We start from the raw sequence: 11,766 nt of genomic DNA on the forward strand, positions 1-11,766 counted from the left end.
GCCATGAGCACCATCGACTGGTTCGCCCTGCTGCACCCGGTGCTGGTGATCCTGTTCGTCTACCCCTTGATGGGGGCGACGGTGCGGCTGGGATTGCTGGTGCGCGAGAAGCGCTTGGGTATTACCAAGCAGCCGGAACCTGTGCCCCAAGAACACGCGGACCATGGCCTTTGGCTGACCGCCGGTGTGATCCTGGCGGTGCTGATTGCCCTGGTCTATTCCTTCAGCAAGGCCTTTGTTGAGGCTGGAGCGGACTTCAGCGGCGGTGCCAGTCGCTATGGGTTGTTGCTCTTGGTCTCGGCCGGTTCCCTGGTGGCCCTGGCAGCGCTCATGCGGGTCCGCCGGGCGGTCTGGCGAGCGAGCTTTGCCCTGCTCTGCTGGGCCGGAGTCCTGGGTCTGGGCAGTCAGGCCGAGATCTGGCGGCTCTCGGATAACCCCTTCAGCGCTGGGTTCTGGAGTTCCCACTACTGGGCTGGAGTTCTGCTGAGCGGCTTGCTGCTCTTCACTCTCTCGGCCCGGCCTGAGATCAAGCGAAATCCTCGGCTGAGGCGGCTGCACATCAGCGCCAATGTGCTGATCCTGCTGTTGTTTGCAGTCCAAGGGGTCAGCGGCACCCGCGACCTCCTGCAGATTGGCGGCAACTAGGCCGAGAGGGCCGCGGCGGTTTGATCCAACAGGGCCACCGCTTCGGCGGGCGTGGGCGCCCGCATCAGGGCGTGCCGCAACTGGGGCGCTCCGGTAAAGCCGTTGCAGGTCCAGCTCATGTGCTTGCGGGCGATCAGCAGCCCGTGGTCGCCCTTGGATGCCACCAGGGCCTGCAGCTGTTCTTTGGCCAATAGGACCCGCTCGAGGGGCGTGGGTTCCTCTGGAATCGGTCGGCCGCTGAGGGCCGCATCGATCTGGCCCACCAGCCAGGGGGCCCCCATGCTGCCCCGGCCCACCATGACCCCATCGGCACCGGTCTGCTCCAGGCAGCGCAGGGCATCGGCGGAGGAGTTGACGTCGCCATTGGCAATCACCGGGATGGCGAGGGCCCCTTTGACCGCGGCGATGGCGTCCCAATCGGCGCTGCCTTTGAAGGCCTGTTCGCGGGTGCGGCCATGGAGGGTCAGCAGCTGGGCGCCGGCGCTCTCGAGTTGCTGGCACCAAGCCACGGGGTTCAGGTCGCTTCCGCACCAGCCCAGTCGGGTTTTCACGGTGACAGGAATCGAGACCGCCGCTGAGACGGTCTCCACGATGCGGCTGGCCAGATCGGGTTCGCGAATGAGACCGCTTCCGCCGCCCTTCTTGGCGATCTTCTTGACCGGGCAGCCCATGTTGATGTCGATCAGGAACGCTCCTGCGGCTTCCGCCCTGCGGGCCGCATCGGCCATGGACTGGGGCCGGTGATCAAAGAGCTGCACGCCGATGGGGCCCTGCTCGAGGGCGAGTTCCTCCACCTTTTGCAGGCCATGGCCCAGCTCCAGGCTGGTCGCGTTGACCATCTCGGTGAACAGCAGGGCGTCGGGGGCCCAGCGCCGCACCAGACCGCGGAAGATGCGATCGCTCACCCCGGCGAGGGGTGACTGCAGGACGCGGCAGCGCAGCAGGCGTTCTGTCCCCCGGCCGGGGAGCTGGAGCGGTTCGCAGGAGCGGGCGGGCGTGATCATGGTGATCCGATTCTCGGACTCCAGGTCGATGCCCGTCCCCTACCCCCTCAGCCGGGAGCTCTTGGAGGCGGTCCTGGAGGACCGCACCAGCGACCGTTTCGTTTGTGAGTTGATCTGGCCGCGCTTGGGATACGAGCAAAACGGCGAGGGGATCTGGAGCGCCGGCCCAGGGACGGAGGCCAACTGGCGGGAGTCCTTCCCGATCGAGCCCCAGTTCATCGCCGAGCGCCCCGCAAGCGTGGCGCTGACCCGATCGGTCGCCAAGCCCTACAAGCAATTGCTCAAGGAGCAATTGGGTTTTGGCGGTTACAAGATTGGCGGCCTCTACCCCCGCCGGACCCGCAGGGCCACCGCCGTGAACTGGTTGCTGGCTGATTTGGCGGAGCGGGGGGAGCCCCTGCCAGCTAGCGGGCCAATGCCTCCGCTGTTGGATCAGCCGGCTGATCCGGTCCAGGGGCATCCAGGCGATCTGCCGATTGCCTGATCCCAGGGCTGGCGGGAGCTTGATGGGCAGGGAGGGCCAGGACCCACAGGCCCACGATTAACAGCTCCAGGCTCAGGAGCTGCAGGATCCGACTGGTCGACCCTCCCCGCATGGTCAGGCCTGGATGCTGACGGGAGTTCCCTTCGGGGTGTTCTCAAACAGCCAGCGGGCATGGGGGCTGGGGATCCGGATGCAGCCGTGGCTGCGGGGGACGCCAAACGCTTCGTTGGCCTGCTCTTGCCAGGGGGCCCCATGCATGCAGATCATCCCGTTCTGGGTGATGCACATGGCCCAGGGGACGTTGGGGGCCACGTAGTCCCGGCCGCGCATGGTGACGCTGCGGTACTTGTCGTAGACCTGGCCGAGCCCCATCGGCGTGGGCGTGGCGCCCTTGCCAGTGCTCACTAGCACCGTGCGAACGAGCTCCTGTTGTTGGTTGTAGACGTAGAGCTTCTGGTCGGAGAGATCGACCACGATCGAGGCAATCAGTTCCACCATCGCGGGAGACCGCCGTCGGGCGGGGGACAGAACACCCTTCCTCTAGCGAGACTCGTGCAGTCTTGTTTTGAGACTGGCGGAAAGATTTTCGCTTCTGCCGGCCTGTAGGGTCGAGGTAAGGCAGTTGTTGCGATAACTCTTTGGCGTTGCCAGTCGTTGCCATCATTGGCCGCCCCAACGTGGGCAAATCCACCCTTGTGAACCGCCTCTGCCGCAGTCGCGAGGCCATCGTTCACGACGAACCGGGTGTGACCCGCGACCGCACCTATCAACAGGGGTATTGGCGGGATCGCCACTTCAAGGTGGTCGACACCGGTGGTCTGGTCTTCGACGACGACAGCGAATTTCTGCCGGAAATTCGGGAGCAGGCCAACTTGGCCCTCTCTGAAGCCTCGGTGGCGGTGGTCATCGCTGATGGTCAGCAGGGGTTAACGGCGGCGGACCAGTCCATCGCTGAGTGGCTTCGTGGGCACAACGTTCCGGTGCTGCTTGCGGTTAATAAATGCGAGTCGCCCGAGGCGGGTCTCGCCATGGCGGCTGAGTTCTGGAGCCTGGGTCTGGGTGAGCCCTACCCGATTTCGGCCATCCACGGGGCCGGCACGGGGGACCTGCTGGATCAGATGGTGGACCACCTGCCTGCCGCCGAGGAGCTGGAGGGGGAAGAGCCCATTCAGATGGCCATCGTTGGCCGTCCCAACGTCGGGAAGTCCAGCCTTCTAAACGCGGTCTGTGGTGAGAAGCGGGCGATCGTCAGTCCGATTCGCGGTACCACCCGCGACACCATTGACACCTCGATCGAGCGGGAAGGGAAAGCTTGGAAACTGCTTGATACCGCGGGCATTCGTCGCCGCCGTTCGGTCAGCTACGGGCCGGAGTACTTCGGCATTAACCGCAGCTTCAAGGCGATTGAGCGCTCCGACGTCTGCGTGTTGGTGATCGATGCCCTCGATGGCGTGACTGAACAGGATCAGCGTCTCGCTGGCCGCATCGAAGAAGAGGGCCGGGCCTGCGTGGTGGTGGTCAACAAATGGGACGCCATCGAAAAAGACAGCCACACCATGCCGGCCATGGAAAAAGAGCTGCGGGCCAAGCTCTATTTCCTGGATTGGGCCCCGATGCTCTTTACCTCCGCATTGACCGGTCAACGGGTGGAAAGCATCTTCGCGATTGCGGCCGTTGCGGTGGAGCAGCACCGCCGCCGGGTCAGCACCTCGGTGGTGAATGAGGTGCTGCGGGAAGCGGTCAGCTGGCGTTCTCCGCCCACCAGCCGCGGTGGTCGCCAGGGCCGCATCTATTACGGCACCCAGGTGGCTGTTCGTCCCCCAAGCTTCACGCTGTTTGTGAACGACCCGAAGTTGTTTGGGGACACCTACCGTCGCTACGTCGAACGGCAAATCCGTGAGGGTCTGGGCTTTGAGGGGTCGCCGCTCAAATTGTTCTGGCGCGGCAAGCAGCAGCGCGATGCGGAGCGTGATCTGGCCCGGCAGCAGGCCAAGGGACGCTGAGCTTCTGATTCAGCTTCAACCCTGATGGATTGGTTGCGGCAAATTCCCATCGGTCAATACGTCGATGGGACCGGTAGCTGGCTACGTCTCCTGGATGCCCGCTTGAAGCTGGGCTGGACGGTGGTGTTTTTGCTCACCCCGATCCTGGCTGGGCCCTGGTGGCGCTTGTCCCTGGTGGGTCTCTTGCTCGTCTTTACAGCCTTGAGTGGTTTGCCCTGGCGCCTCTGGCGCCGCACTCTGCCCCTGTTGCTCGCTCTCTCGGTTTTGGTGGGGGCGCTGGCCACCACCCTGCCGACGGGATCGCTGGCACCCGCGTCCTTAAACCGGCCTCCCCAGGAGTTGGCACTGGGAGCTGATCAGCAAGGGATGCGTTGGGAGCTCTTGCGGCTCGGGCCGGTGCAATTGGGGCCGCTGCCACTGGGTCCCTTCGTGGTGACCCGCCGCTCGGCGGAGCTCGGGATTAACAGCGCCACGCTGCTCTTCACGGTGATTCATAGCGCCAACCTGCTGCTCCTGACGACGCCGCCCGAGGAGTTGGTCTGGGGCTTGAGCTGGTGCATGGCCCCCCTGGCTCGCCTGGGGGTCCCGGTGGAGCGCCTGGGCTTCACCTTGCTGTTGTCCCTTCGATTTCTGCCGCTGGTCCAAGAGGAATTCCAGAACCTTTTGCGCTCCCTGGCCACCCGTTCGGTCAACCTGCGGCGGCTCGGCTTCCAGGCCTCGGTCGCTCTGGTCTTGGCCTTGGGTGAGCGCCTGCTGGCTAACGTTTTATTGAGGGCTGAACAGGGGGCTGAAGCCCTCTTGGCCCGGGGCGGTCAGTGGATCGCGCCCTCGCAACTCCTGCGCTCCCGGCTGCGGGCTCCGCTTCTTCAAGCCCTGGGTTGGCTTGGTTTGCTGGCTGTTCTCGTTCTGCGCTGGCGCTTTGGTGCGCTTTGATAGACGGTTGGCCGACCTAGGCGTGTGAGTAACGAGCGCTATCTCAATCACCCCACTTTTGGCCTGCTGTATCGGGTCGCTGAGACGGGTGAAGGCCGTGAGCTCTACGCCACCCTCTATGCCCAGAGGATGTTTTTCCTGGTCACGGTGCAGGGCCGCAGCGTGGAATTTGAGGTCATCCCGTTGATGGATGCCCGCCATCTGGCCGAGCAAAATCTCAACCGCGCGCGAAGGGAAGGTCCCGAAGTGCATGCCGGCTGGAGAGAATTGTTCGACAAGACCTTCATCTAGCTGTTGGGCCTTTCCTCTGCTGCAGCCCGTCTTCAGGCTCTGAACGAGCACTTGCCCTCCCACACCCGCCTGCTGGCGGTGAGCAAGGGGCACCCCTCCAGCAGTATTCGCGAATTGGCGGAAGCCGGGCAGCGGAGTTTTGGAGAAAGCCGCCTGCAAGAAGCCACAGCAAAACAGCAGGAGCTGGCCGATCTTGAGGGGCTCGATTGGCACTTCATCGGGCGTCTTCAGGCCAACAAGGTGCGGCCAGTGCTGAAGCAATTCAGCTCGATTCACTCCGTGGACTCCCCGGCTTTGGCCGAGCGGATCTCGCGGATTGCAGGAGAGGAAGGCCTCAATCCATCTGTTTTTCTGCAGGTCAAACTTCGGCCAGACCCCAACAAAGGGGGGCTCACGGCTGATGAATTGGAGCGGGAATGGCCACGGCTTCAGCAGCTGCCCAACCTGCGGATTGTGGGGCTGATGACCATGGCTCCCCTCGGTCTGGAGGCGGAGCAGCGGCAGGAGCTTTTTGCGGACTGTTCGGCTCTCGCCCAGCGCATCGGACTGGCGGAATTGTCGATGGGAATGAGCGGCGATTGGCCCGAGGCGGCCGCCGCCGGAAGCACCTGGGTCCGGGTGGGTTCAGCCCTCTTTGGTCCGAAGCGTTGAAACCGGCATAAAAGCCAACAATGATCCGCTGAATCCCTTGTCAGCACCCGCGTGGGACGCTATCTAGGTTAAAAGCCAAATCCGAGGTTTCACGGTGTCGTTGTTCTCCCGCCTGCGTGCAGTTGTCTCCGGAGACGATTACCTCGACGGTTACGACGACGACGATCTGGATTACGACCAGGGCGAGATGCCGGAAACCAGTGGCTCGACCCCCTCTGGTGCACTCGCGCTGACCAGCGATTTCGATGCCGTTGATCCCTTCGCTGGGAGCAATGTGATTGGCATGCCCGGTATCTCTACCTCGGCGGCGGAGGTCACCCTGATGGAGCCCCGCAGCTTTGATGAGATGCCTCGCGCGATTCAGGCCCTGCGCGAGCGCAAGACCGTGATCCTGAACCTCACGATGATGGAGCCCGACCAGGCTCAGCGCGCTGTGGACTTCGTTGCCGGCGGCACCTTCGCCATCGATGGCCATCAAGAGCGCGTTGGCGAGAGCATCTTCTTGTTCGCTCCCAGCTGTGTCACCGTCACCAGCGCCGGCAGCGAAGAAGCCTCGGCTCCCACGGTTGTCTCCCGCGACAGCGTGGACGAGCCTCAGCAGGACATCGCCCCCACCCCCGCTTGGGGCCGCGAGTACGGCGCGAACGTCGGTTGAGCAGCACCTCCCCCACATCCTTCGGGGTGATTGGCCTGGGCCGTATGGCCCAGGCTTTGCTGTTTCCATGGCTGGAGAGCGGACTGGTGCCGCGCACAGCGGTGCGAGCAGTCGTTGCCTCCCAGGCCTCGGCTCAGCGTCTGCAGAACGAGAACCTGCGCGTGAGTGTCGATGGCCAAGAGGCCTGGGCGGCTCCGGTGGTTCTGCTGGCGGTCAAGCCCCAGCAGCTCGAAGCCGTGGCAGCCGCAGCACCGGCTCCCGCTCCGGGCACATCGCCTCTATTGATTTCTGTGTTGGCGGGGGTGAAGCTCGAGCGCCTGCAGCGGCTCTTCCCTGGCTGGCGAGTGGTGCGCTCGGTGCCCAATACCCCCTGTTTGGTGCGCGCTGGTCTCACGGCATTGGCCTGGGGGGAGGGTGTTGAGGCCGAGCAGAAGCGCTGGTTGCTGGAGTTGTTCGCCCAGGTCGGGGAGGTGCTGGAGCTGCCCGAAACCCAGCTGGATGCATTCCTCGCTCTGACCTCCTCAGGACCCGCCTTTGTGGCTCTGGTGGCTGAAGCCATGGCCGATGGGGCGGTGGCCTCGGGATTGCCCCGGGTTCAGGCCTTGCATCTGGCCCACCGGACCTTGGCCGGTACCGCCGCATTGCTGCAGGAGCAGCAGTTGCACCCCGGTCAGCTCAAAGACATGGTGACGAGCCCAGGCGGGACGACCATTGCGGGAGTCCGCGCCCTTGAGCGTGCGGGTCTGCGCTCCGCTTTGATCGAAGCCGTGGTTGCGGCAGCCGAGCGCAGCCGAGCCCTGGGCTAGGCCTCTTTCTTCTTGTCCCCGAGTCGGGGCTCGGTGCCGGCGGCGATGCGGCTGAGGTTGCTCCGGTGCCTCCAGATCACCAACACCGCCGCCACGACCGAGAGGCTGAGGTAGGCCGGACGAATCGCCTCGCCGAGGGAGGCGAAGCGCGCCAGCATCAACAGGGGCAAGCTGAGGGCGGCCAGCACGCTCGAGAGCGAGACAATCCGGCTGAGGCTGATCACCCCCAGGAAGACCCCGAAGCAGGCCAGTCCGACGGGCCAGGCCAGGCCCAGAAGCATTCCCAACCCAGTAGCCACGGCCTTACCGCCGCGCCAGCCGAGCCAGATCGGCCAGATGTGACCAGCCAACGCCGCTAAACCGGAGGCGACGACCCACCAATCACTCAGGGCGTTGTAGCCATCGGGCTGGAGCAGGGCCTTGGCCAGCAGTACGGCGGCGGTTCCCTTGAGCACATCGATCAGGAACACCACCAGTGCGGGGCCCTTGCCGACTTGGCGGAGAACGTTTGTGGCTCCGGTGGAGCCGGAGCCCAGGCTGCGAATGTCGACGCCTTTGAGCCAACGCCCCGCCAGGTAGCCACTGGGGAAGGAGCCCAGGAGGTAGGCAAGAACCAGGGTGAGCAGAGGCGCGATGAAGAAGTCGGTCACAGCAGGCTGTCCTCCAGGGCGAGTTCGGTGGGGCTGCCGGCAAAGGCCAACCAGACCGGGAATTGCAGGATCGGGATTTCGACGGCGGGCTCTGCCGCATCGACCACGATGAAGGGGAGTTCTCCTCGCTCCTCCAGGCGGTCGGCCCGTTCGATCAGGGCATCGGCGCGCTCGAAGAGAACGATGCCGCTGTTGGGCCCAAAGTCTTCGCGGTTCAGCCCGAGGCAATCCTGCAGGCCCCGGCGCCATTCGCCCAGCCGCTCGGGCATCCCAGCCAGCACCAAGGTTTGAAAGCGTTCGCCGTAGAGCTCACCCAGGATTGAGATCGCTGCGGCGGTCGCTAAGGCATTGCGGTTGCGGCTGCCGCAACTGGGCTGGGCGCCTCGGCCGCCTTGGGCCAAGAACCAGTCCTCCAGCAGGGATGCTCCACCGGGTTCGAGGCTTCGGCGCAGCTTCCAGGGATCCGCATAGAAATCCGCCTGGCCTTGAAAGGCTGCGAGTCGATCGCGGATCAGCGCTTCGTCATGGCTGAACAGCCCCGCTGGTGCCGGAGCTGGGATCTCAGCTGCCGCTGCTGCCTGTGCCTCGGCGGCGGCAGCCTGATCCAGAGGGGAGGGTTGCACCACCAGGGGTTGCACCACCAGCTCCATTTGTTCGGCGGACACCGCTAGTTCTTGGAGGGCTCCCACGAGATAGTCCTGGAACCCCTTCACCCGCCGGGCGATGGAGTCGGATTGCCCCGCGAAGCTGCTGTTGATGTCCTGCTGAAGCTGATCCCTGCGGCCCGTGAGCTCGCTGATCTCCTGCTGCAGGGCCTCGCGCTGCTGACGCAGTTCGTTGGTGGCGAGCTCCTTCCAGTCCTCAGGCTGTGGGGACGTTGGGTTGGTGGCCTCGTCGCTCATGGCTGGGCGATCACGTGACGGTTGAGCTGCTCGCGCAGGCTGTTGGCATCAAATAACACCGGCAGGAAGTGAATGCTTTGCTGTTCACGGAAATAGAACAGCACAGGGAAGGGCTCCCAGAACAGCGTCCAATTCAGCCACTCGCTGTAGGGAAATCGGCGCAGGACGGTGTTCCCGCGCCAGACGATGAGGGCCTCGGCGCAGAACTGCAAGCGCAGGATCTGGCTCTGGATCAGCAGGAAGAGACCAAAGACACTCACTAGCGCTGCGGCCCAGATGTTGATCAGAAGGCAGGCCACGCCCAGGATCAGGACGCCCAAGGGCACCCAGATGCGCGGGGCCAGAATGGCGCCCTGCTCTGGGTTGGGGCCGGATCCAGTCACGGTCGAAGGGCTCATGAGCCGAAGAGCAATTGGGTTAAGACCACGTCCACCAGCGAGACAGTCACCAAGATCATCACCACAGCACCGGTGGTGCTGGTGCCCACTTCCTTGGGGCCACCCCGGGTGGTGAGACCCCAGCCGCACGCGATCACAGCAATCTGAAGGCCGAAGACCACGGCCTTCAGCAGCATCGCCGGCAGGTCGGAGGGCTGCATCCAGCCCCGAACGGAGTTCCAGAAGACATCGGGCGGGATGTTGTAGAGGATCGCGCTACTGACCTGGCCCGACCAGATCGCCACCGCAAAGAAGGCGAGGCATTGGACCGGGGTCATGACGATCATTGCCAGCAGGCGCGGGACCACGAGGTACTGGACCGGGTCGGTGCGCAGCATCGTGATCGCATCGATCTGCTCGGTGACCTTCATCGTCCCCAGTTGGGCGGCATAGGCCGTCGCCACCTTGCCCGTCACCAGGGTGGCTGTGAGGATCGGAGCAATTTCCCGGGCGAGCCCCAGGGCGAGAATCCCGCCCACGGTGGATCCGGCCCCCTGTTTAACCAGCTCGGAGGCGGCTTGGATGTTGAAGACCGTGCCGGCCGCTAGACCCGTGATCAAGATGATCAGGAAGCTGCCGGGGCCAGCCTCCATCAATTCGGCGATCAGGTCATTGGGGTTGATCTGGCCCTTGGCCAGGGCGGAGACGGCTTGACCACCAATCAGCAGGCTCTCGCCCAAGCGGGTCAACCAGCGGGGGAGAAGCCAGGCGGGGAGGCGACGGGCAGGCATGCGACGGAGTGACTAGCTGGCTTCAAGATGCAGGCCCCTCTCGGGCCAGCGGCGCGTTACCACTAACCCAAGAACCACCAACACTGCGGGAATGATGCCCATGCACAGCCGGATCGCCACCAGGGCGCTGGTCGGTTGGGCCGTATTGGCCAGGGCTTCGTCGTAACCGCTGGCGCTGAGCACCATTCCCAGTAGAGCGATCACCGCACTAATGCAGACCTTCTGGGCCAGGACCATCCAGGCGGTGTATTGGCCGGCCGGCTTCTCCGGATCGGCATCAATCGCATCGGGCAACAGGGACCAGGGAATGAGATAGGCGGTGGAGGCCCCGACCCCAGCCAGGACGATGGATAGGACCAGTAGAACCAGCTTGAGCAAATTGCTGGCGGCCATGACCGGTAGGGCCGGATTGAGGGGTTGCAGCACCATCACCAGCAGGCAACCGGCAACCCAAAGCAGCCCCCCTTGGCGCAGGGCTTGCAGGCGTCCAGCCCGATGGGAAACGGTGTTCCAGAGCCAGAGACCCCCGAGGGAACTGAGCAGGAAGGGGAGGAGGATGAGCTTGCTCAGGCCCTCGGGCACCTGGAGCACCACAGGCAGGAAGAAGAGCGAGACCGCCTGCATCAGCTGCAGGGAACACCAGAGCAGGAGGTAGAGGCCCAGCACCATGAGGAAGCGGCCGTTCTGGGCAACCCGCCTGAGCAACTTGCGGGTGGTGCCGGGGGTGGGTTCGGGGCGTTGGCAGTTGCGGGCGGCCGGTAACAGGCCCCAGCCGCAGAGCAGGCCAGAGGCGCTGATGATCACGCCGGAGACCAGTCCGACGGGTAGGTAGGAGGAGGGATCACCCAGGTTGCCCACCAGGACCCCCGCCAGAAGCGCGGCGGTGATCGTGGCCAGGATCGAGCCTGTGAAACGGGAGGTGTTCAGCCGAGTGCGCAGGCCGACGTCGGTCGTCAGTTCGGCGGCAAGGGCTGTGTAGGGGAGGTTGACGCAGGTGTAGAGGCTGTTGGCGACCACGGAGACCACCAGAAACACCCAGAACTTGGTCCAGATGCTTTCCCAGGGCGGCAGCCACCACATCAGGGCCATGGAGGCACCCAGCGGCACGGCGCTCCAGAGGATCCAGGGGAGCCGAGGGCCGAGTTGGGTGTTGACGGTCTTATCGCTTAACCAGCCGACGATCGGGTCGTTGACGGCATCCCAGAGGCGCCCCAGTCCATAGGCCAGGCCGGCGAGCCAGGGGGGGAGGCCTGCTGCGACATAGAAGCGCAGCAAATAGAAGCCGATGAGGGAAGCACCCATGCCGGTGCCCACGTCCCCCAGGCCGTAGGCCCAGAGCAGGCGCTGCCTGGGGCGGCCCCGCAGATCGACGGCATCGCTAGGGGCTTGAGGCGTGGCGGCCAAGGACGCTGTCCCGAACGCAGGTCATAATGCTCCAGTCAGCGCGAAACCCGTTCCGCTGGCATTCAGCATCAGACGCTCCTAGTGCGTTTGTACTGCTGCGGGCTTAGTTTAGTGGTAAAACCTCAGCCTTCCAAGCTGATGATGCGGGTTCGATTCCCGCAGCCCGCTTT

Annotated in this window: 15 protein-coding genes and 1 tRNA gene; 9 read left to right on the forward strand and 7 right to left on the reverse strand. The window is 64.5% G+C overall.

Features of this window, described 5'->3' with window-relative positions:
- Nucleotides 1–3 precede the first annotated feature (3 nt).
- Nucleotides 4–645, forward strand: coding sequence for a DUF4079 domain-containing protein (locus tag MY494_RS10355; protein ID WP_247910172.1), 642 nt, complete (start codon nt 4–6; stop codon nt 643–645).
- Here MY494_RS10355 and dusB read toward each other — a convergent pair.
- The gene (gene dusB, locus MY494_RS10360; protein WP_247910173.1) at nt 642–1,649 is read right to left on the reverse strand and encodes a tRNA dihydrouridine synthase DusB; all 1,008 of its coding nucleotides are present in this window, start codon (nt 1,647–1,649) and stop codon (nt 642–644) included. The genes MY494_RS10355 and dusB overlap by 4 nt on opposite strands.
- A 28-nt stretch (nt 1,650–1,677) precedes the next feature.
- Here dusB and MY494_RS10365 point away from each other — a divergent pair, with 28 nt between their 5' ends.
- On the forward strand, nt 1,678–2,133 hold the full coding sequence (locus tag MY494_RS10365) for a DUF1823 family protein (RefSeq protein ID WP_247910174.1): 456 nt from the start codon (nt 1,678–1,680) through the stop codon (nt 2,131–2,133).
- Nucleotides 2,134–2,247: 114 nt separating this feature from the next.
- Here MY494_RS10365 and MY494_RS10370 read toward each other — a convergent pair whose 3' ends face one another.
- Nucleotides 2,248–2,631 carry a L,D-transpeptidase gene (locus tag MY494_RS10370; RefSeq protein ID WP_247910175.1) on the reverse strand — a complete coding sequence of 128 codons (384 nt, stop codon included), beginning with the start codon at nt 2,629–2,631 and terminating at the stop codon, nt 2,248–2,250.
- Nucleotides 2,632–2,771: 140 nt separating this feature from the next.
- On the opposite strand from MY494_RS10370, the gene der reads away from it, so the two are divergent.
- From der to proC, 6 genes are all read left to right on the forward strand, one after another.
- Nucleotides 2,772–4,136: a ribosome biogenesis GTPase Der gene (gene der / locus MY494_RS10375; protein ID WP_247910176.1), complete on the forward strand. Its 1,365-nt coding sequence runs from the start codon at nt 2,772–2,774 to the stop codon at nt 4,134–4,136.
- A gap of 24 nt (nt 4,137–4,160) precedes the next feature.
- Nucleotides 4,161–5,069, forward strand: coding sequence for an energy-coupling factor transporter transmembrane protein EcfT (locus MY494_RS10380; RefSeq protein ID WP_247910177.1), 909 nt, complete (start codon nt 4,161–4,163; stop codon nt 5,067–5,069).
- Nucleotides 5,070–5,093: 24 nt separating this feature from the next.
- On the forward strand, nt 5,094–5,360 hold the full coding sequence (locus tag MY494_RS10385) for a PipX family protein (RefSeq protein ID WP_247910178.1): 267 nt from the start codon (nt 5,094–5,096) through the stop codon (nt 5,358–5,360).
- A 3-nt stretch (nt 5,361–5,363) separates the two neighbouring features.
- The gene (locus MY494_RS10390) at nt 5,364–6,011 is read left to right on the forward strand and encodes a YggS family pyridoxal phosphate-dependent enzyme (RefSeq protein ID WP_247910179.1); all 648 of its coding nucleotides are present in this window, start codon (nt 5,364–5,366) and stop codon (nt 6,009–6,011) included.
- Between the two features lie 94 nt (nt 6,012–6,105).
- Complete coding sequence (locus tag MY494_RS10395; protein WP_247910180.1) at nt 6,106–6,666, forward strand: cell division protein SepF; 561 nt, start codon at nt 6,106–6,108, stop codon at nt 6,664–6,666.
- Nucleotides 6,663–7,472 (forward strand): pyrroline-5-carboxylate reductase, encoded by an 810-nt coding sequence (proC, locus tag MY494_RS10400; protein ID WP_256463409.1) that lies wholly within the window; start codon nt 6,663–6,665, stop codon nt 7,470–7,472. The genes MY494_RS10395 and proC overlap by 4 nt, the downstream gene beginning before the upstream one ends.
- Here proC and plsY read toward each other — a convergent pair.
- Genes plsY through MY494_RS10425 form a run of 5 tightly spaced genes read right to left on the reverse strand, consistent with a single transcriptional unit; the run spans nt 7,469 to nt 11,596 of the window.
- Nucleotides 7,469–8,122, reverse strand: coding sequence for a glycerol-3-phosphate 1-O-acyltransferase PlsY (plsY, locus tag MY494_RS10405; protein ID WP_247910181.1), 654 nt, complete (start codon nt 8,120–8,122; stop codon nt 7,469–7,471). The genes proC and plsY overlap by 4 nt on opposite strands.
- Complete coding sequence (locus MY494_RS10410; protein WP_247910182.1) at nt 8,119–9,024, reverse strand: DUF3086 domain-containing protein; 906 nt, start codon at nt 9,022–9,024, stop codon at nt 8,119–8,121. Before MY494_RS10410 ends, plsY begins: the two co-directional genes overlap by 4 nt.
- A complete protein-coding gene (locus tag MY494_RS10415) occupies nt 9,021–9,422 on the reverse strand; it encodes a DUF3119 family protein (RefSeq protein WP_247910183.1) in 402 nt (133 codons plus the stop codon). The genes MY494_RS10410 and MY494_RS10415 overlap by 4 nt, the downstream gene beginning before the upstream one ends.
- Nucleotides 9,419–10,192, reverse strand: a complete 774-nt coding sequence (locus MY494_RS10420) for an ABC transporter permease (RefSeq protein ID WP_247910184.1) — start codon at nt 10,190–10,192, stop codon at nt 9,419–9,421. Before MY494_RS10420 ends, MY494_RS10415 begins: the two co-directional genes overlap by 4 nt.
- Before the next feature lie 12 nt (nt 10,193–10,204).
- Nucleotides 10,205–11,596 carry an MFS transporter gene (locus MY494_RS10425; RefSeq protein WP_247910185.1) on the reverse strand — a complete coding sequence of 464 codons (1,392 nt, stop codon included), beginning with the start codon at nt 11,594–11,596 and terminating at the stop codon, nt 10,205–10,207.
- Between the two features lie 97 nt (nt 11,597–11,693).
- On the opposite strand from MY494_RS10425, the gene MY494_RS10430 reads away from it, so the two are divergent.
- Nucleotides 11,694–11,764 (forward strand) — tRNA-Gly (locus MY494_RS10430).
- Nucleotides 11,765–11,766: the final 2 nt, after the last annotated feature.

Source organism: Synechococcus sp. A10-1-5-1, from assembly GCF_023115425.1.
Classification (GTDB): domain Bacteria; phylum Cyanobacteriota; class Cyanobacteriia; order PCC-6307; family Cyanobiaceae; genus Vulcanococcus.